This window comes from Enterococcus bulliens (assembly GCF_053761865.1).
In genome coordinates this window covers 47,566-69,213 of sequence record NZ_JBSMXK010000013.1, presented here as the reverse complement: position 1 = coordinate 69,213, position 21,648 = coordinate 47,566, and the positions used below count along the sequence as shown (strand labels likewise).

20 protein-coding genes are annotated in these 21,648 nt (G+C 38.1%); 16 read left to right on the top strand and 4 right to left on the bottom strand.

All coding sequences use genetic code 11. The annotated features are described in order from the left end of the window. The first annotated feature begins 82 nt into the window (after positions 1–82). The 7 genes from rpsA to phoU all read left to right on the top strand — a co-directional run bounded on the left by rpsA (position 83) and on the right by phoU (position 6,580). Positions 83–1,288: a 30S ribosomal protein S1 gene (gene rpsA / locus ACWOEC_RS07965; protein WP_455307246.1), complete on the top strand. Its 1,206-nt coding sequence runs from the start codon at positions 83–85 to the stop codon at positions 1,286–1,288. 228 nt (positions 1,289–1,516) lie between these two features. Beyond that, a complete protein-coding gene (locus ACWOEC_RS07960) occupies positions 1,517–2,374 on the top strand; it encodes a phosphate ABC transporter substrate-binding protein PstS (protein ID WP_297074598.1) in 858 nt (285 codons plus the stop codon). 159 nt (positions 2,375–2,533) lie between these two features. Next, a complete protein-coding gene (pstC, locus tag ACWOEC_RS07955) occupies positions 2,534–3,406 on the top strand; it encodes a phosphate ABC transporter permease subunit PstC (RefSeq protein ID WP_455307252.1) in 873 nt (290 codons plus the stop codon). Next, the gene (gene pstA / locus ACWOEC_RS07950) at positions 3,406–4,293 is read left to right on the top strand and encodes a phosphate ABC transporter permease PstA (RefSeq protein WP_455307244.1); all 888 of its coding nucleotides are present in this window, start codon (positions 3,406–3,408) and stop codon (positions 4,291–4,293) included. Before pstC ends, pstA begins: the two co-directional genes overlap by 1 nt. A gap of 11 nt (positions 4,294–4,304) precedes the next feature. Continuing rightward, entirely contained in the window at positions 4,305–5,111 is an 807-nt protein-coding gene (pstB, locus tag ACWOEC_RS07945; RefSeq protein ID WP_016185233.1) for a phosphate ABC transporter ATP-binding protein PstB, read from the top strand. 18 nt (positions 5,112–5,129) lie between these two features. Then, positions 5,130–5,888 carry a phosphate ABC transporter ATP-binding protein PstB gene (pstB, locus tag ACWOEC_RS07940; protein ID WP_455307242.1) on the top strand — a complete coding sequence of 253 codons (759 nt, stop codon included), beginning with the start codon at positions 5,130–5,132 and terminating at the stop codon, positions 5,886–5,888. A 14-nt stretch (positions 5,889–5,902) separates the two neighbouring features. Further along, entirely contained in the window at positions 5,903–6,580 is a 678-nt protein-coding gene (gene phoU, locus ACWOEC_RS07935; protein ID WP_297074604.1) for a phosphate signaling complex protein PhoU, read from the top strand. Between the two features lie 28 nt (positions 6,581–6,608). On the opposite strand, the gene ACWOEC_RS07930 is transcribed toward phoU, so the two are convergent. Together ACWOEC_RS07930 and ACWOEC_RS07925 are read right to left on the bottom strand one after the other, a co-directional pair. After that, a complete protein-coding gene (locus tag ACWOEC_RS07930) occupies positions 6,609–7,271 on the bottom strand; it encodes a hypothetical protein (RefSeq protein WP_455307240.1) in 663 nt (220 codons plus the stop codon). Between the two features lie 90 nt (positions 7,272–7,361). Next, positions 7,362–7,625: a hypothetical protein gene (locus tag ACWOEC_RS07925; RefSeq protein ID WP_297074606.1), complete on the bottom strand. Its 264-nt coding sequence runs from the start codon at positions 7,623–7,625 to the stop codon at positions 7,362–7,364. A 116-nt stretch (positions 7,626–7,741) separates the two neighbouring features. On the opposite strand from ACWOEC_RS07925, the gene ACWOEC_RS07920 reads away from it, so the two are divergent. Beyond that, on the top strand, positions 7,742–8,755 hold the full coding sequence (locus ACWOEC_RS07920) for a nucleoid-associated protein (RefSeq protein ID WP_455307238.1): 1,014 nt from the start codon (positions 7,742–7,744) through the stop codon (positions 8,753–8,755). Positions 8,756–8,863: 108 nt separating this feature from the next. Here ACWOEC_RS07920 and mprF read toward each other — a convergent pair whose 3' ends face one another. Together mprF and ACWOEC_RS07910 are read right to left on the bottom strand one after the other, a co-directional pair. Beyond that, positions 8,864–11,410, bottom strand: coding sequence for a bifunctional lysylphosphatidylglycerol flippase/synthetase MprF (mprF, locus tag ACWOEC_RS07915; protein ID WP_455307236.1), 2,547 nt, complete (start codon positions 11,408–11,410; stop codon positions 8,864–8,866). Positions 11,411–11,419: 9 nt separating this feature from the next. Next, on the bottom strand, positions 11,420–12,133 hold the full coding sequence (locus ACWOEC_RS07910) for an alpha/beta fold hydrolase (protein ID WP_455307234.1): 714 nt from the start codon (positions 12,131–12,133) through the stop codon (positions 11,420–11,422). A gap of 187 nt (positions 12,134–12,320) precedes the next feature. On the opposite strand from ACWOEC_RS07910, the gene ACWOEC_RS07905 reads away from it, so the two are divergent. The 8 genes from ACWOEC_RS07905 (at position 12,321) to xerD (ending at position 21,642) form a co-directional block, all read left to right on the top strand. Further along, positions 12,321–12,956, top strand: a complete 636-nt coding sequence (locus tag ACWOEC_RS07905; RefSeq protein WP_455307232.1) for a lysozyme family protein — start codon at positions 12,321–12,323, stop codon at positions 12,954–12,956. Positions 12,957–12,970: 14 nt separating this feature from the next. Next, positions 12,971–13,801 (top strand): DUF368 domain-containing protein, encoded by an 831-nt coding sequence (locus ACWOEC_RS07900; protein WP_455307230.1) that lies wholly within the window; start codon positions 12,971–12,973, stop codon positions 13,799–13,801. A 136-nt stretch (positions 13,802–13,937) separates the two neighbouring features. After that, entirely contained in the window at positions 13,938–15,752 is a 1,815-nt protein-coding gene (gene dnaG / locus ACWOEC_RS07895) for a DNA primase (protein WP_455307228.1), read from the top strand. A gap of 14 nt (positions 15,753–15,766) precedes the next feature. Beyond that, a complete protein-coding gene (gene rpoD, locus ACWOEC_RS07890) occupies positions 15,767–16,873 on the top strand; it encodes an RNA polymerase sigma factor RpoD (RefSeq protein ID WP_455307226.1) in 1,107 nt (368 codons plus the stop codon). Between the two features lie 127 nt (positions 16,874–17,000). Beyond that, positions 17,001–19,202, top strand: coding sequence for a cell division site-positioning protein MapZ family protein (locus ACWOEC_RS07885; protein ID WP_455307224.1), 2,202 nt, complete (start codon positions 17,001–17,003; stop codon positions 19,200–19,202). Between the two features lie 28 nt (positions 19,203–19,230). Beyond that, the gene (locus ACWOEC_RS07880) at positions 19,231–20,121 is read left to right on the top strand and encodes a CvfB family protein (protein WP_455307222.1); all 891 of its coding nucleotides are present in this window, start codon (positions 19,231–19,233) and stop codon (positions 20,119–20,121) included. Between the two features lie 67 nt (positions 20,122–20,188). Next, on the top strand, positions 20,189–20,659 hold the full coding sequence (fur, locus tag ACWOEC_RS07875; RefSeq protein ID WP_455307220.1) for a ferric iron uptake transcriptional regulator: 471 nt from the start codon (positions 20,189–20,191) through the stop codon (positions 20,657–20,659). Between the two features lie 92 nt (positions 20,660–20,751). Next, positions 20,752–21,642: a site-specific tyrosine recombinase XerD gene (xerD, locus tag ACWOEC_RS07870; protein ID WP_455307218.1), complete on the top strand. Its 891-nt coding sequence runs from the start codon at positions 20,752–20,754 to the stop codon at positions 21,640–21,642. The last annotated feature ends 6 nt before the right edge of the window (positions 21,643–21,648 follow it).

Below are 21,648 nucleotides of genomic sequence, written 5' to 3'. Positions count from 1 at the left end.
TCGCTTTATTTTTTTGTCAGAATAGCATAAACTAGAAATTGTACCATGATTTTATGAACTGTTGGTTAGGAGGACATACGTTATGACGGAATTTGAAAATAATCAAGTCGAAAATGCTAATGATTCAATGGAAGCTGCATTAAACAATGTAAAAGAAGTTAGTGTAGGCGATATTGTAACAGGTGAAGTATTAGCGATTGAAGACAAACAAGCAATTATTGGTATCGAAGGTGCGGGAGTCGAAGGGGTTGTTCCTGCAAAAGAACTTTCTACTTTACCAGTTGACGATATTCATGAAGTTGTAAAAGTCGGCGATGTGTTGGATCTAGTTGTTATTTCAACAATTGGAAAAGACAAAGAAAATGGTAGTTACTTACTATCAAAACGTCGCCTTGATGCGAAAAAAGTTTGGGCTGATATTGAGCAAGATTTCCAAGCGGGTAAAATTTTAGAAGCTCCAGTAACAAACATCGTTAAAGGTGGATTAGTAGTCGACGTCGGTGTACGTGGGTTCGTTCCTGCCTCAATGGTTGAAGATCATTTTGTAGACGATTTTGAAGAATATAAAGGTAAGACATTAACATTGAAGATCATCGAAATTGAACCTTCAGAAAACCGTTTGATCCTGTCTCATAAGGCAGTAATTGAACAAGAAAAAGAAGGGAAAAAAGCTGAGTTATTGTCTTCGATCGCAGAAGGTGATCAATTAGAAGGAAAAATTGCGCGCTTAACGAATTTCGGTGCTTTTGTAGACTTAGGTGGAATCGATGGATTAGTCCATGTATCTGAAATCTCACACGCACATGTTGCGAAACCAAGTGACGTATTATCAGTAGGTGATGTAGTGAATGTAGCTGTATTATCTGTTGATCCAGCTTCAGAACGTATTTCGTTATCGATCAAAGATACACTGCCTGGACCTTGGGATACAGTAGCAGAAACAATTGAAACAGGCTCTGTTATTGAAGGAACAGTAAAACGTCTAACAAGCTTTGGTGCTTTTGTAGAAGTGTTACCAGGTGTTGAAGGACTTGTGCATATCTCACAAATTTCACACAAGCACATTGCAACTCCACATGAAGTTCTTCATGAAGGTGATCGTGTACAAGTGAAAGTGTTAGAAGTCCACCCAGATGAACATCGTATTGCTCTAAGTATCAAAACATTAGAAGAAAAACCAAAGCAAGAACAAGAAGTCGTTGAAGAAGAGTCATATGAACTTCCAGAAGAATCAACTGGCTTTACGATGGGCGATTTACTTGGCGATGCGCTAAAAGAAAATGAATAATCTCTGCTAGAATTTTATAAAAGTAGTCCTTGGAAGTCACTTCCATAGGACTACTTTTTTTCGTAAAAAGATCAAAAAAATGGCTATCTTTTCTTTACATCGTTTGTTATTATGGCAATTGGGTCGCTCTTAGCAAAAAAATCAGAGATCTTTAGTTAAGAGTTTATTAAAGTCCTATTTAGATGGTAAGATAGAGATATAAGAATATATGGAATGAGGAGTTCAAATATGAAGAAAACAAGCTTAATCGTCTTTTCTTTACTCGCGACAGGGTTATTATTAAGCGGCTGCGCGAAATGGATTGACCGAGGGGAATCGATCACAGCCGTTGGATCATCTGCGTTACAACCGTTAGTGGAGTCTGCAGCCGATGAATACCAAACCAACCATCCGGGGGAATTTATTAATGTTCAAGGTGGTGGTAGCGGTACTGGATTAAGTCAAGTCCAATCTGGTGCGGTAGATATCGGAAATTCAGATTTATTCGCTGAGGAAAAATCAGGAATCGATGCTAGTAAATTAGTAGATCATCAAGTTGCTGTAGTTGGGATCACACCGATCGTCAATAAAAAAGTCGGTGTAGAAAGTGTCACAATGGATCAGTTGAAGCAAATCTTTACCGGTGAAATCACGAACTGGAAAGAAGTCGGGGGCGCGGATCAAGCAATTGTATTACTAAATCGTGCTTCAGGTAGTGGAACGCGTGCAACTTTTGAAAAATGGGTCTTAGATGGCGCTTCTGCAAAACAATCACAAGAACAAGATTCAAGCGGAATGGTACGTCAAATCGTATCGGATACACCTGGCGCGATCAGTTATGTGGCGTTTTCTTATGTGAATAAGGATGTTCAAAAATTAAAAATTGATAATATCGAACCAAATGATGATAATGTGAAAACAAACAAATGGATTATTTGGTCATATGAGCATATGTATACGTTAAAAGATCCAACTGAATTGACTACGCAATTTATCGACTATATTTTATCAGATAAAGTCCAAGAAGAAATCGTAGGAAAAATGGGTTATATCCCTGTAACGCAGATGGAAGTGAAACGTGATTGGCAAGGAAATATTATTAAATAGTCTTTACACAAAATTTACAATCTTAACTTGATCTTTACGTAAGCTTTAAAAGAAATTGAAATCAAAAGATTACACTAGTAAAGTGAAAAATAGTTTTGAGGAGGAACCCTCTTGGAAGATATAAAACATGAGTTAACAAAACGATCAAAACGTGCACGGATGGAACAATTTGGAAAAATCATCAGCTTTTTATGTATCGCACTGATTGTCGTAGTGGTACTGTCGATTTTCTTTTTTGTTGCGAGTAAAGGGCTTGCGACGTTTTTCGTAGATAAGGTCAATGTGTTTGACTTTCTCTTTGGAACCAAGTGGAATCCTAGCGCTGTAGGTTCAGATGGCAAACCTTTAGTTGGTGCATTACCTATGATATTAGGGTCATTTATTGTGACATTTTTATCGGCAATTTTAGCGACACCATTTGCAATTGGTGCAGCTATTTTTATGGTGGAAATCTCACCTAAACAAGGACAAAAAATCTTACAACCAGTGATTGAGTTGTTAGTTGGAATTCCTTCGGTAGTTTATGGATTTATCGGACTTTCTGTTATCGTACCTGTAATTCGTTCCATTTTTGGAGGTACTGGTTTTGGGATTTTAGCGGGAACGTTTGTATTGTTTGTTATGATTTTACCTACTGTGACGACGATGACAGTCGATGCTTTGAAAGCTGTGCCACGTCATTACCGCGAGGCTTCTCTAGCATTGGGTGCGACACGTTGGCAAACTATTTACAAAGTTGTTTTACGTGCGGCAGTACCTGGTATTTTAACAGCAGTCGTATTTGGGATGGCACGTGCATTTGGTGAAGCTTTAGCGATTCAAATGGTGATCGGGAACGCTGCATTGCTTCCAACCAGCTTGACTACACCAGCTTCAACGTTGACTTCGATCTTAACAATGGGGATTGGAAATACGATCATGGGAACATTAGAAAATAATGTACTGTGGTCATTAGCATTGATCTTATTGCTAATGTCATTACTCTTCAATATTGTGATTCGTTTAATTGGAAAAAAGGGGGCTATTAAATAATGTCAGCAAAACGTGCCGATAAGATTGCAACAGGGATCCTTTATGCGATTTCTGGCGTGATCGTACTGATTCTAGCTGCCTTGTTACTATATATCTTAATGCGTGGTGTTCCACACATTTCATGGGAATTCTTAACGCAACCGTCTAAAGCCTATCAAGTAGGTGGTGGGATCGGGATTCAATTGTTTAACTCATTTTACTTATTGTTGATCACGATGATCATCAGCTTTCCGATTTCATTGGGTGCAGGTATTTATTTATCGGAGTACTCAAAGAAAAACTGGGTGACCGATGTCATTCGTACAGCAATTGAGATTTTAAGTTCATTACCTTCTGTAGTTGTAGGGTTATTTGGTTTCTTAGTGTTTGTTATTCAATTTCAATATGGATTTTCAATCTTGTCTGGAGCGTTAGCGTTGACCTTCTTTAACTTACCACTGTTGACGCGTAATGTGGAAGAGTCGTTAAAAGCGGTCCACTTTACACAACGTGAAGCGGGATTGGCATTAGGACTTTCACGTTGGGAAACAGTCCTTCGTGTAGTCGTACCAGAAGCTACGCCAGGTATTTTAACTGGATTGATCTTAAGTTCGGGACGTATCTTTGGTGAAGCTGCGGCGTTGATTTATACAGCTGGACAAAGTGCACCAGCACTTGACTTTACGAACTGGAATCCACTAAGTGTATCTAGTCCATTAAGTATTTTTAGACAAGCAGAAACCTTAGCGGTATATATTTGGAAAATCAATTCTGAAGGAACAAAACCAGATGGAGAGATTATCTCTGCTGGAGCCTCAGCTGTTTTGATCATCGCCGTGTTAGCCTTTAACTTTGGTGCACGCGCGCTTGGAAAACGTCTATATAAGAAAATGACGTCAGCTGCATAAGGAGAGCGAGCATGAAACAATACAACTTAGATGATCGTCATATCATCACGTTAGAAGAAGAAAAAAATATTATCCTACAAACACATGATCTTCATGTTTACTATGGGAAAAATGAAGCGATCAAAGGTGTCGATTTGGCATTTGAAAAAAATAAAATTACAGCTTTGATCGGACCATCAGGATGTGGGAAATCGACTTATTTACGTAGTTTGAATCGTATGAATGATGAGATCGCCAATACTAAAATTACAGGTCAAATCATGTATAACGGTGTCGATGTGAATTCAAAAGAAGTCGATGTCTATGAGATGCGCAAACGAATTGGTATGGTATTTCAACGTCCGAATCCATTCAGTAAATCGATCTATGAAAACATCACGTTTGCTTTAAAACGCCATGGTGAGAAAGATAAGAAAAAACTAGATGAAATCGTCGAAACCAGTTTAAAACAAGCAGCATTATGGGATCAAGTCAAGGATTCATTAGACAAAAGTGCGCATGCGTTATCTGGTGGACAGCAACAACGCTTATGTATTGCCCGCGCAATTGCGATGAAACCAGATATTTTGCTATTAGACGAGCCTGCTAGTGCACTCGATCCAATCTCAACTGGTACTGTCGAAGAAACGTTAGTCAATCTAAAGGATCAGTATTCGATTGTTATCGTAACGCATAACATGCAACAAGCGGCACGGATCAGTGACTATACTGCTTTCTTCTATTTAGGACATGCCATTGAATACGATAATACGCGTAAAATCTTCACGCGACCAAAAACACAAGCAACTGAAGATTATGTATCAGGACATTTTGGTTAGAAAGTAGAGGAAGCGATTATGGCAGAACCAATTATCACATCAAGAGATTTGCACTTATATTATGGTAAAAAAGAAGCACTTAAAGGAATCGATCTAGAGATTCATGAAAATGAAATTACGGCAATGATTGGACCATCAGGTTGTGGAAAATCAACTTTTTTACGTAGTTTAAATCGCATGAACGATCTCATCCCAAATGTGACGATTACCGGTAGTGTATTATATAACGGACAAGACATCTACAGTCCGAAAACAGATACTGTTGATCTACGTAAAGAAATCGGCATGGTGTTTCAGCAACCGAACCCATTCCCTTTTTCAATTTATGAAAACGTGATTTATGGATTGCGTTTAAAAGGTGTTACGGATAAACAAGAGCTTGATCGTGTTGTAGAAGAAAGTCTTAAAGCGGCTTCTGTATGGGAAGATGTGAAAGATAAATTACACAATAGCGCACTTTCTTTATCTGGTGGACAACAACAGCGGGTATGTATCGCACGGGTATTAGCAGTCGATCCAAAAATCATCTTATTAGATGAACCGACTAGTGCACTAGATCCAGTTTCATCTGGTAAGATCGAGAATACTTTGTTAGAATTAAAAGATAAATATACAATGATCATGGTGACACATAATATGTCCCAAGCTTCTCGAATTTCTGATAAGACAGCCTTTTTCTTAAATGGAGATTTAATCGAGTTTGATCGTACGAAAAAAATCTTTTTGGATCCAGCCAAAAAAGAAACCAATGATTATATTTCTGGAAGATTTGGGTAAAAGGAGGAAATGATATGTTACGTACGCAATTTGAAGAAGATTTATTGAATTTGCACAACCAGTTTTATGAAATGGGGATGCTTGTAAGCAATGCTATCCATAAATCGGTTCGCTCTTATGTCAAACATGATAAAGCATTGGCACAAGAAGTCATCGAACACGATGAAACGATCAATGGGATGGAGATTCGCTTAGAGAAAAAAAGCTTCGAAATGATTGCCCTACAACAACCTGTTACGACTGACCTAAGAATGATCATCACAGTCATGAAAGCAAGTTCTGATTTAGAACGTATGGGAGATCATGCCGTTTCGATCGCAAAATCAACGATCCGTGTAAAAGGTGAGACTCGTATTTTAGATATCGAAAAAGAGATTTCTGAAATGTCTGACTATGTGAAAAAAATGGTTGATAATGTATTAGTGGCTTATGTGAAAACCGATGAGAAAGATGCGCGCATGATTGCGCAAATGGACAAGCGGACCAATGATTACTACCACGATATTTACTATAAAACGATTGCGGCAATGAAAGCAAATCCTGAAACAGTAGTTAGTGGTACCGATTATTTATACGTTGCACAATATTTAGAGCGTATTGGTGATTATGTGACAAATATTTGTGAATGGATCGTATACTTAGCGACCGGAAAAATCAGTGAACTGAGTTCGAATCATCACGAACCAGTTTAAAAAAGCATCCCAATTTGGGATGCTTTTTTTAACGATTGGCTAGTGGTGTTTTAGCAAATGCTTCGATCACTGGAATCACGTCTAATTTTAATTTGTATTTACGTTCTAACGCTGTTTCGATCGTAAAACTATTTTCCTCTGTTTTTGAGATCGTTGCTAATAAACGCTCTTCCTTAGCTGTTTTTTCGACAACTTCAATTTGTTGTGCAGTTTCTTTAACTGCAAATTTTGGAAAGGCACTAATTTTTTCACTAAAAGTGGCAAAACCTGCCGTGTCAGTAGATTTATCATCCGTAACGTTAGCTGAAGTGGCTTCAGCTTTTGCTGGAGTAGCTTTTTTCTCAGGAATTGATACTTGCTTACGTGCCGCATCTGGTGACCAGTAGCTAGCGATTTCTTCTACTAGATTTTCACTAAAACGATCAAGTAATCCTTTTTCTTCATTTTGGATGCGTTTGACAACTGTTTTAAAATTATCATCTAAAGGTACTTTAATTTGTTGATCACGCTCTGTAGGATCAAGTAATTCAATCATCATATCATTTGGTTGCTTTGGATCGATAAATACGCGGATATTTAATTGGTATAATGCCGATGCTTTTTCAGTCATTGTATCAAATAATTGTTTTCTTGCTCCTTCAAAGGATGGTCTAAATTGTTTTTTTAATTTTGCTAATTGTTTCTTTTTCATAATGAGCCCCTTTCAATACTTATTGATTATAAGAAAAAAATATGCATTTGAATAGTTATTTCTAAAAAAATGATAAAACAATGAGAGTTATCATCCTAGTTCAGCAAAAGTCGCTACTCTAGGGATAATCATAATCGGTTCATCGCTTGTTCCATAGCAGACCAGTTGATGATTGACCGTTGTTGTCTTAACCGATGAATAGTGAGCTAAGATTTCCTTTTTGATTTGTTTGGCGCTCCATTGACGAATTGGGAAATGTTGGATTACGTCTTGATTGATCATAAAAATAAACTCGGGTTTTAACGCACGTTTGATTTCCGGCGTTAATTGGTTGATACGTTCTTCAATTGTCATAGCGTTCACCTCACAATTAGTTTACCAATCCCTTATGAAATGTCAAACATTGCAGTTGATGTTGGCGAAAGGAGTAAAATTTGATACACTGAGCGAGTAGCGATTGGAGGAGAGATATGGATATTTATTTAAAAGAAGCTGTAGTACATATTGTGGACCGTGAAACTGGAGATCCGATTCTTTCTTCACAACCATTAGATTTATCAAAAGAGTACATTCGCGAATATTTAGAAAAAAAAATCAAAAAAGCCAGTTCACCGCAAACCCTTGTGGGCACACTGGAACAAGACTCAAAAATAAGCAATTTATTGACAAAACGCGCGGAATACTCGTTTATCGAGCTTAGCCATCATGTTGTTGAAAAATGGTATCAAGCTTATCGAGAAAGCGAAGAAGCACCAAGTTGCGACATCTTTTTTGTGCGATTTGAAAAAGATGCAAACGAGTATTATGCTTGGTTGAAGGTGGATTTTACAACAGGCTATACTCATTTTATTGATTCTGATGATACGGGATTTATCAATGAATTATTAGTCCATCGTGCGTTGCTTTCTGCGATAACGAAAAAAGCTGAAGAGAGCTTTGTCGTACAAGCAGATACGCTGCAATACGAGTTGTTAGAAAAAAAATATGCCTTCTCTGGTGAGAAGCGTACTTATTTTTCAAACCAAGTTATTGAAACGATTCCGCATTTATCATTTGAACAAAACATCAAAGTAATCCAAAAAACGGCTGAAAAAATCGGTGAAAAATTTGAGACACCTAAAGTAGAATTGGCCGCGACGATTCAAGAAGCTTTAGCGCAAACTTTTGAAGAAAATGAAACAATCGAACTTGATCAAATCGCAACCCAAGTGTTTAAAGAAAATATTACCGCACAACTAGCATTTAAAGAAGAAGTCGAAGAAAAAGGGGTCATTGATCAAGCGCCGATGATCGATGATGTCAAAGAACTCTCTGCGCGTAAATTTAGTAAACAAAAAATCAAACTTTCAAATGGCATTGAATTGATCATTCCAATGGAGATGTATCGCGATCCAGATTATGTTGAATTTATTCAACAAGCAGATGGTAGTTTGACGGTTACGCTAAAAGATATTCAAGAAATCACTGAAACGCACGACATGTAAATAAAGAGGGTGTGACGGACGGAAGTGGGCAGCTCCAAGAAATAAGCTACTTCTAGAACACCTAACCAATAAAAAAGGTTGTGACAATCATCTGTCACAACCTTTTTTTTATTGTTTAGGTGGTGCATTATCAATGATCAATAAGGTGATCATGACATATAAAATCCAGCTGTCGCGAGAGTATAAGGTGTAGCGTGGATGCCAAATCGAAGTAAATTTCGATTTATAATCACGCAGTCCTTGGAATGAATAAAATTCAGAACCAAATTCATAGACTAAAGCGGCGATACGCTCTTGAATAAAGCTTTGACGGTACTTGCCTACATTGGATAGTGGAGCCATCCCTAAGTTAAAGTACTCGATTCCTTCTTGATTCAAGTAATCAAATAGATGAACAAAGAGAAAATCCATCGTACCAGAAGGTGCTTTTTCTTTATGGTGGCGCATCAAATCAATCGTAGCGGATTCTTTGGTATAAGTTGGGATAACATTGGCAAACGAAACAATCTCACCTTCTGCAGTTTTCACCACGGCAATTGGATTGCGTTGCAGATAAGTTTCATCAAAAAAGCCCAATGAGAAACCTTTTTCTTTACGACCATCTAGCCAACTGTCTGAAATTTCTTTAAACGTGGCCATTTGCTCTGCTGTAAAAGGCGGTTGTAGTACTTCAAACGTCACGCCTTCTTTAGCTAACTTATTCATTAATGAACGGATCCCACGATTTTTTTTACCAGCTAAACTAAACTCTGGTAAGTACACGAGTGCTTCTTCACCCATTTTGATAAAGTCATAACCAAATTCATGAAGAGTCAATACACTTGATTCATCGACTTCATAAAATACCGGTAAGTAGCATAAACGGTCGCAAGTTTTGACGAAAGCTTCAATAGCAGCAGGAAAATCTTCTTGATTTCCTGAAGGATTTCCCATGACGACACATTTATTATTATACGTGCGCAATTGTAAGAAAACAGTAGGCTCTTCTTCAGGGTATAAAAAGAGTTCTTTATCTCCTGAAAAGACCAATTCACTATCGATATTTCCTCCATATGTCTGAAGAATGGTTTGAGCGACCTCTTTATTTAATGGTTGACTGACTGATTTTTTTGCTCCTTTTAAGTAGCGCGTAAATAATGAAATAAACGCAACGACGATTAAAATGGCAATAAAACCTGAAAGCCAAATTTTTTCAGACGGAAAGAGTAAGAATTCTACAAATTTTGGGCGATGTGGATGAGCATGATGTTTAAAAGCGGGTAAACTATAGACACCCAATACTACATATAATAAAGACAATAAACCAAAAATTACACCGTCGATAGTCATCCATTCCCAAGAATAAACCAGTTGTTCTCGGAATAATTCACTTTTAGAAGCGATAACCATCAATAATAGTAGGACTAGATAGGTTACGGTAACTAAACTAAAATCGGTGGTAAAGGCATAGATCGCCGTCAATACAAGTAAAACGATCGTTGGATAGTAAGCACGCTTCACCCTTGCTGCCATACCACGTCCCATGATGATCAACGAAAAACCTAAAATAATACTTGGAAATTCTGAGATCAAATGAAGTCCAAATGGATTAAACCGTTCAAGCCACTTCGTTTTGTAAAATACTTCTGGTACTGTGACTAGTAAGACCATCAACATCCCTGAAAAATAAAGCAATACAACGACGACTTTATGGAATAATTCTACAGCCAATTGGCGTGGAATCTCGTTGTAGCGATTGTCTAGCTTTAAAAATAAGTGACGTGAAAATAAGAGTAAACCAATAACAAATGGCAACAAATAATACGCGATTCGATAGATGACCAGCCACAAGACCACGATTTCTCTAGGAACACCTAAAGAAGAAAACCCTAAAATCATCATGACATCAAAACTACCTAGTCCACCAGGAATCAAGGAAATGATCCCAATAACTGTCGCCGCGATGAATAAAGGAATACTATCTGCGATTGAAACGGGCACGTTTAAAAAATAGCCAATTAATGAAAATGTAACGATCATTCCAGTCCATTCAAAAAACGATGTCCCAACGAGTGCGCATTGTTCTTTAAAAGATAGTCCAGAAAGTAATCCTTCTTTTTTTCGTTGGGATAATAAAAAGACGATTGGGAAATAAATTGCTGCACCGAGCAACCAGATCCAATATTGTTTCACGTAGGCTGATCGATCGAAAAATTCGACTGCGATTAATGAAAGCAAACTATAAATCGATAATCCCGAAAGAACAAAAACAAAGATTTTCGTCAATGAACCGATCACTTTATTATTTCTAGAACCCTTACCATAAAATTCATTACGTAACCCAATACTGACGATTCCCCCAAATCCAGCAATATTGTTAATAGTATTGATGATCCAACTTGTTTCGAAAATATAAAAGTTCGAGTATTCTAATTTTAATAATTTTTTCAATGTGAAATCATAGCCTAACATAGGCGCAACAGATAGGAGTCCGACTAAAGCGATGACGCCTAACTGCCATAAAGGAATACGATCAAACATTTCATTCAATCGTTCCAAAGAAATCGTCTTGCTGATTGACAATAATTCAGCTACGACGATAATCAGTACCGCAAACACAAACAGTAATTTGAAAAATGTAATATGTTGTTTAAACCACCTAATCAATTTTTCCATTTTTTCACCTTATCCTCTCAAAAAATTTAATACTTCATGATTAAACAATGCGGGGGAGGTTCTTGCCAAACGATGTCCGTGATTGGCAACAAGCACAAAGCGGGAGTTTGGAATCGCTGAGGCGATCGCAAACGAATGCTCTACTTTGATGACATCTTTTTTGCCCACAATCACGAGTGTTTTTGCCGTGATATGGGCTAGATCTGTTTTCGTGATCTCTGTATCTTGAATCATGAGCCGAATAATGGGCGTCTTGGCCTTAAAATAAGGGATGAAACGTCCAAGTAGCCAAACACTAAAGTATTCGATATAAGTCAACCACTCAATGACTAAACGCATACCGTGAACTTCGATATTGCCAGCATTGAGTACGAGTTTTGCCACACAATCTGGATACTCAGAGGCAAACGCCATGGCAATATTTGCACCATCACTAAATCCTAATAAGTGGGCGCTTTGCAAGTGTTCTACTTCGAACAAACGTTTGACATCGTGAGCCATTAAACGATAGGAGATATGTTTGGCCACATTTGTTGATGCACCATGACCACGGCTATCAAGCACGATCACTTGGAAATACTTTGCAAAAGTAGGAACTTGACGTTCAAAGTACGCGCCGGTGTTTCCATTTCCATGCAACAAAATCAATGGAAAACCATGACCGTAAATACGATAAGCTAGCGTTGAACCATCTTCAAGAAGGAGTGTTTTCGATCGTTTCAAAGCATCACCTACTTTCCATCCTTACAATATAACAAGCAAATCGAGTGCCGTACACCTTTATTTGCGAACACTATTGTAAGATTAAAGCTTTAATTTTTATTAAAAACACCGATTTTTTTTTAACAACGATAGACAGATAACGCCCTAAAAGGTAGGCTATAAAGAGCGAAAGAAGAGGTTGATACAAATGTTAAAAAAACTTGATACACTTTTCTTTTTGAGCTTACGAATTTTTTGTGTCACGGTTGTACTTGCGACTTGTTTTATGGTGTATCGCAATTATCAAATTTTAAAACAAGTTCATCAGTTTGATACTCAAGTTGAACAAGCCCTTGTAGAAAATGGGATCTCAGAATATAAAGATTTGGCATTGAGTATTATTTTTACTGAATCGAAAGGTAAAGGCGAAGATCCAATGCAAAGTTCAGAAAGTTATACGGGCGAGACAGGTCAAATTTCAACACCTACTCAGAGTATAACACAAGGCGTCGCGTTTTTGGCACAAGCGATTCAACGTTCAAAAGAACTCAAAACCGATATTTGGACTGCTGTTCAAGCATACAATTATGGGTTAGATTATATTGATTATGTAGCAAAAAATGGAGGGGAAAATACAGTAGAATTAGCTGAAAGCTATTCTAAAGATATTTTATCACCGCAACTAGGCAACCAAGAACGAGAACAATATCGTTACTATGCTTGGCGATCATTTTTATATAATGGGGGTTATTTGTATCATAATGGTGGGAATATGTTTTACGCAGATCTAGTGAAGACGAATCAATGGAAAATTAAATTGAGTAATTCATTATTTGATACTTAAAAAGGAGATTGAGGATGGAGCAGAAAAAAAGGCGTAATGATTGGAGTTTACGATTTATTAAAGGGATGTTTATTGGATCAGGATTTATTTTACCAGGAGTCAGTGGTGGTGCTTTAGCTGCGATTTTTGGGATCTATGAACGGATTATTTCGTTTTTGGCACATTTAACCCGTAACTTTAAAGAGAATGTTCTCTTTTTTATTCCGGTTGGGCTAGGCGGTATTACTGGTGTGTTTTTATTGTCGTTTTTGGTTAGTTTTTTATTAGGCGCATACGAAACGATCATTTTATGGTTTTTTGTTGGTTGTATTATCGGAACATTACCTTCTTTGTTTAAAGAAGCGAAAAAACATGGACGAACTTCGCGAGATTGGTTAGCCTTTGCCATCAGCTTTGTGATCGGCTTTTTATTTTTATGGCAAGGAGCTGCTTTATTTACCGAAGTCGATCAAAATTTGGGTACGTGGACGATTGCTGGAGGATTGATCGGTTTAGGTATGATCGTTCCTGGACTTAGCCCGTCGAACTTTTTAGTCTATATGGGCATGTATAAAGCGATGTCTGATGGGATCAAAATGCTAGATATAGCAGTAGTACTGCCGATTGCAATCGGTGGGATTGTCACTGTATTGGTTTTCTCTAAACTTGTGGATTTTATTTTGTCTCGCTGGTACGCGTTGTTCTTTCATGTGATTTTAGGGATCGTATTAGCATCTACGGTAATGATCATTCCAATCGACTACGCTGGAGTCAGTGCATTAGGCTATGTAAGTTGTGTCATTTTGCTTGGTTTAGGAATCGCATTAGGAGCATTTATGAGTCGTTTAGAAGAGCAATATAAGTAATCAAAACACTTGAAATCTTATGAGTTTATGATACAATAGTAAGAGTAGAATACTGTCAAATTGGGAAAATCGCGCTAATGACCATTAGTGCGATTTTTTACCGATGTTTCATGCACCCTTTTAGGAGGTGAAAGCGATGAGTAAAATTCCTTCTGAGGTCATTGATGATATTCGAGAACGGACGAATATCGTGGAAGTTGTAGGACAATATGTCCAACTAAAAAAATCTGGACGTAACTACTCTGGATTATGTCCGTTTCATTCAGAAAAAACACCATCATTCACAGTGGCAGAAGACAAACAGATCTTCCATTGTTTTGGCTGTGGTAAAGGTGGAAATGTGTTTCGTTTTGTGCAAGAAATCGAAGGTCTATCGTTTGCAGAATCCGTCGTAAAAATCGCAGATTTAGAACAAATCGAACTGGACGCTCACTATCGAGACCAAGTACAGACGTCAACGAATACACAACATTCGCTCTTATATGCGTTACATGAAAAGGCGGCACAATTTTATCATCATATTTTAGTCAATACAGCAGTTGGCCAAGAAGCTTTGACTTATTTGTACAATCGCGGTATGACAGATGAATTGATCGAAGAATTTCAAATCGGGTTTGCTCCACCACAACGAGAATTTTTAGAACGAATCTTTGAAAAAGAAGCTTATGATAAAACGACGTATATAGAATCTGGTTTATTCATCGAACGTGATGATGGCTCACTTTTAGATCGGTTTTATCAACGAATCATGTTTCCGATTCGTAACGGCAATAAAAAAACGATCGCGTTTTCTGGACGTTGGTTTGAGTTGTCAGATGAAAAAAGCCAGCAAGCCAAGTATCTCAACTCACCAGAAACTCCAATTTTCAACAAGCGAAATGTGTTGTTTAATTTGGATAAAGCTAAAACAGAGATTCGTAAACAAGGAACGGTGTATTTATTTGAAGGCTTTATGGATGTCATTGCCGCTTTTCGTGCTGGACTGACTTCTGGTGTAGCCTCGATGGGAACTAGTTTGACCAGCCAACAGATTCAACGACTAGAGCAGTTGGCTACGAATTTAGTTTTTTGTTACGATGGCGACCGCGCGGGTCAAGAAGCGACTGCAAGAGGACTTGATCTATTACAAGAACATAGCCGTTTGCATTTAAGTGTGGTGCAACTAGGCAATGGGATCGATCCAGATGAGTTCATACAACAACATGGCGCCAAAGCGTTTTTGCAATTAGTCGAACATGAGCAACAAACACCGTTCTCATTTACTGCTGATTTTTTGGCCAAACAGTACAATTTAAAAAACGAAAAAGAACGTGTTGCTTATTTAGAAGTCGTCTTAAAAGAACTTGCTAAAGTCAATTCCTTGATCGAGCAAGATCAATATTTGACACAATTGGCTGAAAAATTTGATTTACAGCGTACGACGTTAGAAAAACAAGTACAGATGTACCAAAAAGAAGTGCAGCCAATTCAATTTCAAACAAAACCAGTAAATGTGCCATTACGACAGCAAAAAAAAACGTTGGCCCAACGAGTACAAGAGTTATTGTTGTACCGAATGATGCACGAAAGCAGTTATCGTACAAAATTTAAACAAACTACTGGAGTATTTTTAAATGAGCAATACCAGACTTTGTATGTATTACTAGATACGTATTGTGCAACGCAAGAAGAGTTTGAAGTCGCTCGCTTCTTAGATTTTTTACAAGAAGAAGAATTGCGCACGCTTGTGTTGAATATCGTAGCACAAAACGTGTCGCAAGAAGGTTCTGACCTGGAATTTCAAGAGTTGATGAAACAGCTCGAACTAGCGCGTATTACACACGAGATCCAAGAAAAGACACTCGCACAAAAACGTGCGACACAACTAGGCAATAACGAACAAGAGATAGCATTAGCAATGGAAATTATTGCATTGACGAAACAATTAAAACAGATACAAGTATCGCACTGAAGGGGGCCTCTTTCATGGCAGAAGAAGCAAAAAAAACATATGAAAAAGCAGTAAACGACTTTATTCGAACAAATAAAGTCAAAGGACAAGTAGTTTATAGCGAATTGACCAATCAATTGGCAACACCGTTTGAATTAGATGCAGATGGCATGGATAAATTAATTCAAAAAGTGGAAGATGCAGGAATCAGTGTAGTAGATGAAAATGGTGAACCTTCTGTTCATGCATTAAAGGCAACTCAAAAACAAGTAAAACAAGAACCAAAGGAAGATCTCTCTGCACCAAATGGCGTTAAGATCAATGATCCTGTTCGGATGTACTTAAAAGAAATCGGCCGTGTACCATTGTTAACAGCAGCTGAAGAAGTCGAGTTAGCGTTAAAAATCGAAGAAGGCGATCAAGAAGCAAAACAACGTCTTGCTGAAGCGAACTTACGTCTCGTTGTAAGTATTGCAAAACGTTACGTTGGTCGTGGTATGCAATTCTTGGATTTGATTCAAGAAGGAAATATGGGCTTGATGAAAGCTGTTGAAAAATTCGATTACCGTAAAGGATTTAAATTTTCAACATATGCAACTTGGTGGATTCGTCAAGCGATCACACGTGCGATTGCTGACCAAGCACGTACCATCCGAATTCCAGTGCACATGGTTGAAACTATCAATAAATTGATTCGTATCCAACGTCAATTACTCCAAGATTTAGGGCGCGAACCGACACCTGAAGAAATTGGAGCGGAAATGGATTTAACAACTGAAAAAGTACGTGAAATCTTAAAAATCGCTCAAGAACCAGTATCATTGGAAACGCCGATCGGTGAGGAAGATGATTCACATCTAGGTGACTTTATTGAAGACCAAGATGCTACAAGTCCTGCTGAACATGCAGCATATGAATTACTAAAAGAACAATTAGAAGATGTGCTAGATACATTGACGGATCGTGAAGAAAATGTATTACGTTTACGTTTTGGAATCGATGATGGCCGTACTCGTACGCTTGAAGAAGTTGGGAAAGTATTTGGTGTAACGCGTGAACGTATCCGCCAAATCGAAGCAAAAGCGTTGAGAAAACTACGCCATCCTTCTCGTTCAAAACAATTAAAAGACTTTTTAGAATAAAGATACTGGCAGTGGCTTTTAGAAGCGTAAGCTTTTGAAAGTCACTGTTTTTCGTTTATAGAGTTTCGTTTACAGTCTTGTAACTTTGCTTTTTTTACGTTTTATTATAGTGTATGATAGAAGTACTGTGAATGAAAGAAAAGGAGTCGAGTGGTACTACATGAAAACTTGTCCAAATTGTGGTTTTGAACCACTTAACGGGGATTTAATTTGTCCCAATTGTAAAGCAGAAATCAAAGAGAATATCGCCAAAAAAATCAGTGAAGATCAAGTCGATCATCCTGAAACAAGTGAAGCGGTCGAAAACGACAATATAGAGTGGGCGCAATTAAAAGAAATTTCTTTAGGGGAAGTCATGGATCAATTTCATCATCTTTATGATGAAACGAGTGTGGAAGAGCCAACTGAAGTTTCAAAAACGGTCGATCGTCCAGAACGCGATTTAGCAGAGACATCTGTAACAGAGTTTGAAGATGATCCGATTTTAGCGGCTTATCTAAAAGCGTACAAAGAAGGACGTCATTTAGAAGCACAAGAAGAAATTAAAGCATTGATCCGCCAAAAAGAAACAGAACAAGCAAGTCAAGAAACGGATCACACCGAGGAACAAACAGATCCGTTACCAAACGATGATGCGTTTGTTCAACCAGAAAGCGAGCCATCTGAAGATGAAGAAAAGGATACTATAGCAAACATCTCAGAAACCAAAGAACTCATAGAAACAAAAGAGCCGACGGAAACAGAAGAGATAGCGGAAACAGAAGAAACAGAAGAAACAGAAGAAACAGAAGAAACAGAAGAAATAAAAACAGCGAATACCAAGGAAGCAAAAGAGATAGCAGAACATGTAGATCTAGAAGCAAAAAGCCTGCCAATTGTAGCTAACGAAGTTATAGATCAAGATATGATTTTAGAAACGAGTGAAGCGTTGATCGATGAAGTCACATCGTCAACACCTACAAGTGAAGCGGAGCAAAAAGTTCAAAAAGCTGTAGATCTTTTAAACCAAGAAACGACTACGAAGGTCATTCCTGAAGCTGCTTCTGAAAGTTTTATCCCAGCTACTGATACCTTGGCGACCAATCATGAGCAAAATCAATCACCAAAAGAAGAACCAAAAGAAGAACAGCCTCTAAAAACGAAGCGTGTAAAACGTTCGCGTAAAAAATGGTCGAAGAAACAAAAGCGTATTGTATGGTACACGGTAGCGGTGATCGCCATCATCAGTGTGAGTGGTGGTGTGTATTATGCACATCAACAAGAGTTTGAACGTCAAGCCCAAGCAGCGTTAGTCAAAAAAGAACAAACTGTTGCCACGATTAGCCAAGAGATAAAAGCATTGTCTACTTTGAAGACAGAGCCAATCATTAAAAGTACAACAACGCAACAACAATTACTGGATTATCAAAAACAATTGACAGACTATAAAGGAATCAAAGACGAAAAAGCAACCAATCAATTCTTGACTACACTATTGACACAATATGAACAAGAAACGACATTAAACGAGCAATTCGATTCACCAGTTTTAGTCGACGGTCAAGTAAATGAAAAAGCTTATGTTGTCGATACCCAAACGTTTTTAGCGGTGCCACTTAACGGTGATACGACTTTTGAAAAAGCGTATAATCAAGCCGTAGCGATCGGTCAAAAACAGGTGGAACAAGCGCAAACAGTGAAAGAAGCAGTAGCAAAACTCACTTCTGGACTTAAAGGTGAAGAACTGGCTACAAGTGTCACCAATACGACATATGCAGATACCTTAAAACAAGTCAATGCATTAAAGGATACGGCATTAAAAACCAAGCTTACAAATGAATTAAAACCAGTGAAAACTGCTTTAGATAAACGCGAAGCAGCGGCAAAAGCCGCTAAAGCGCAAGCGGAAAAAGAAAAAGTAGCGCAAGCAGCCGCGGCTGAACAACAAGCAAGTGAAGATGCGATGTTAGCTAAAATTGCAGCCAATACACAATATAGTCAAGCTAGTCAGGTGCTTTCGGCATCCACACCTGTAAATAAAGAAAATCGTCCCATTATTGCATCACGTCAAAGTGATATCGATAATAGTACAAGCGAAGCGTGGCAGTGGGCAGATGGCGTATATGACTCAGTGATCAATCGATGTATTGCAAGAGGGTATATCGTCTCAGGTGGGTTTTATTTGCAACGTGCGCGGATTGAAAATGGGCAAGGGTATTATAATCTATATGCGACCACAAATGAATCTCGTTTATTAAGTGGAGTTGGAGAATCAGGGATACCGATGTATATCGCGACGATCAATGATAAAACTGGCTTCTTTAAAGGAAATGGAAATGGAACGAACTAAGATCTCTTAGTTCAAAAGGAGAACAACTATGAATGAATTATTAGCAAGTATCTTTACTGGCTTGATCATTGATGAAAATGATCAGGCGTATTATGTACAAAAAAATGGTGTGACGTTTCGTTTGTTAAAATCAGAAGGAGAACACAAATTAGGTGAAGCAGTAGAAGGATTTGGATATCAAAATCAAAGTCAAGACAATTGTTTTACCACTCAAATTCCTAAAAGTCGCAAAGGACACTTTGCCTTTGCGACGGTTAAAGATGTTCGTCGAGATCTAGGCGTATTTGTAGACATCGGCCTACCGGATAAAGATATCGCCGTATCCCTTGATGAATTGCCTACGATGCGTGAACTGTGGCCTAAAAAAGGGGATCGTTTGATGGTCCAATTAACAGTCGATGCTAAAAATCGTATTTGGGCTTCAATAGCAGAAGAAAAGATTTTTAGAGCATTATCTAAAAATGGAACGCCTGATTTGAAAAACAAAGATATTTCAGGAACTGTTTTTCGTTTGAAATTAATGGGAACGTATCTGTTGACCGACGATTTTTATATTGGATTTATCCATCCATCTGAGCGTTTTAATGAACCTCGTTTGGGTGAAGTCGTCAATGGTCGCGTCATTGGGATCCGTCCTGATGGTGTGTTGAATCTGTCGTTGAAACCACGTGCACATGAAGCTATCAGTGATGACGCTGCTATGATCCTAGCGTATCTGGAGCGGACACCGACACGTACGATGCCGTATACAGATAAATCTGATCCAGAAGCCATCAAGCAAATGTTTGGGATTAGTAAAGGGCAGTTCAAACGTGCAATTGGGCATCTATTAAAAGCGCGTTTGATCAAACAAGCAGATGGACAAACACGATTACTTGCACCAACTCCTCAAGAAGACTTGTCGAAAGCTGAAAAGTAAATTATAATGATTCTAGTATAGAATCCTTTGCTAATTGTGCAAATGAGAATAATGATAAAGTAGGTGCATGCTCGTGAACACTGTTTCTGCCTTGAAAAAAACGAAGCAGCAACTTCATGATTCCGGATTTAAATTGACTCCTCAACGAGAAGCGACGGTCTTGGTATTATTGGAAAATGAAAAAGAGCATCTTTCTGCTGAAGAAATTTACTTTTTTGTGAAGAAAAAAAGCCCAGAGATCGGCTTGGCTACGGTCTATCGCACATTAGAAATTTTAACTGAATTACATGTCGTCAATAAAGTAAGCTTTAATGATGGCGTTGCGCGTTATGATCTAAGAAAAGAAGGTGCGGAACATTTCCATCACCATCTGCTGTGTTTAGAGTGTGGCAATATTGAAGAAATTGAAGAAGACCTTTTGGGCAGTGTGGAAGAAGTTGTCGAAGATCGCTATCGTTTCATCGTAAAAGATCATCGATTGACATTTCACGGGATTTGCCATGAGTGTCAAGAAAAGATCAAACAAGCAAAAGAGTAATCTTTTGCTTGTTTTATTTTGGTGAAAATCAGTATCGTTTAGCTAAAAAATTTGTTATGATAGACCAATGAAGATGGGAAGGATGTGAGACTATGAATGAGCAGATCGAAGAATACTTGCATTATTTGACAATCGAGCGAGGCTTGTCAAGTAATACTAGACAAAATTATGCTCGTGATCTCACCCAATATATGACGTTTTTGACAAAGCGAAACATCAGCGATTGGCAACAAGTCGATCGTTATCTCGTGATCGATTTTTTAGAAACATTGCAACAAGCAGGTAAATCGACCGCGACCGTGACACGGATGATTTCAAGTTTGCGCCGGTTCCATCAATTTTTACGTCAAGAGCGTGTAACAGATCATGATCCAATGCAACATATCGAAACGCCAAAAAAAAAGCAAGCACTGCCAGATACATTGAGCCTTGAAGAGGTTGAGCGATTGATCCAAGCTCCTGATACTCAGACAACTTTAGGTATTCGCGATCGTGCGTTATTAGAAGTGATGTATGCAACTGGATTACGTGTCAGTGAAGTGATCAACTTGCGTCTAAGTGATATCCATTTAAATATGGCGCTACTTCAAACATTAGGCAAAGGTGATAAAGAACGGATCGTCCCTTTAGGTGATTTGGCAATCGAATGGATCGAACGTTATTTAGACGAGTCACGACCACTACTTGTCAAAAAAAATCCAGACGAGACGGTCTTATTCGTCAATCATCATGGCAAACAATTAAGTCGCCAAGGAGTATGGAAAAATCTAAAACAAATCGTACGCGATGCAGGGATTTTTAAAACGGTCACTCCACATACATTACGTCATAGTTTTGCTACACATCTACTTGAAAATGGTGCAGATCTTAGAACGGTTCAAGAATTACTAGGACATGCAGATATTTCGACCACACAGATCTATACACATATCACTAAAAAACGAATGACCGAAGTGTATAAACAATACTTTCCTCGTGCATAGGAGTAC

Excerpts from the sequence above, each read along its gene's own strand:
- phoU (WP_297074604.1), top strand. The coding sequence starts at position 5,903 with ATGTTACGTACGCAATTTGAAGAAGATTTATTGAATTTGCACAACCAG.
- ACWOEC_RS07905 (WP_455307232.1), top strand. The coding sequence starts at position 12,321 with ATGTTAAAAAAACTTGATACACTTTTCTTTTTGAGCTTACGAATTTTT.
- ACWOEC_RS07925 (WP_297074606.1), bottom strand. The coding sequence starts at position 7,625 with ATGACAATTGAAGAACGTATCAACCAATTAACGCCGGAAATCAAACGT.
- pstC (WP_455307252.1), top strand. The coding sequence starts at position 2,534 with ATGGAACAATTTGGAAAAATCATCAGCTTTTTATGTATCGCACTGATT.
- rpoD (WP_455307226.1), top strand. The coding sequence starts at position 15,767 with ATGGCAGAAGAAGCAAAAAAAACATATGAAAAAGCAGTAAACGACTTT.
- ACWOEC_RS07930 (WP_455307240.1), bottom strand. The coding sequence starts at position 7,271 with ATGAAAAAGAAACAATTAGCAAAATTAAAAAAACAATTTAGACCATCC.
- pstB (WP_016185233.1), top strand. The coding sequence starts at position 4,305 with ATGAAACAATACAACTTAGATGATCGTCATATCATCACGTTAGAAGAA.
- ACWOEC_RS07920 (WP_455307238.1), top strand. The coding sequence starts at position 7,742 with ATGGATATTTATTTAAAAGAAGCTGTAGTACATATTGTGGACCGTGAA.
- pstB (WP_455307242.1), top strand. The coding sequence starts at position 5,130 with ATGGCAGAACCAATTATCACATCAAGAGATTTGCACTTATATTATGGT.
- rpsA (WP_455307246.1), top strand. The coding sequence starts at position 83 with ATGACGGAATTTGAAAATAATCAAGTCGAAAATGCTAATGATTCAATG.
- mprF (WP_455307236.1), bottom strand. The coding sequence starts at position 11,410 with ATGGAAAAATTGATTAGGTGGTTTAAACAACATATTACATTTTTCAAA.
- fur (WP_455307220.1), top strand. The coding sequence starts at position 20,189 with ATGCTCGTGAACACTGTTTCTGCCTTGAAAAAAACGAAGCAGCAACTT.
- dnaG (WP_455307228.1), top strand. The coding sequence starts at position 13,938 with ATGAGTAAAATTCCTTCTGAGGTCATTGATGATATTCGAGAACGGACG.
- ACWOEC_RS07960 (WP_297074598.1), top strand. The coding sequence starts at position 1,517 with ATGAAGAAAACAAGCTTAATCGTCTTTTCTTTACTCGCGACAGGGTTA.
- pstA (WP_455307244.1), top strand. The coding sequence starts at position 3,406 with ATGTCAGCAAAACGTGCCGATAAGATTGCAACAGGGATCCTTTATGCG.
- ACWOEC_RS07900 (WP_455307230.1), top strand. The coding sequence starts at position 12,971 with ATGGAGCAGAAAAAAAGGCGTAATGATTGGAGTTTACGATTTATTAAA.
- xerD (WP_455307218.1), top strand. The coding sequence starts at position 20,752 with ATGAATGAGCAGATCGAAGAATACTTGCATTATTTGACAATCGAGCGA.
- ACWOEC_RS07880 (WP_455307222.1), top strand. The coding sequence starts at position 19,231 with ATGAATGAATTATTAGCAAGTATCTTTACTGGCTTGATCATTGATGAA.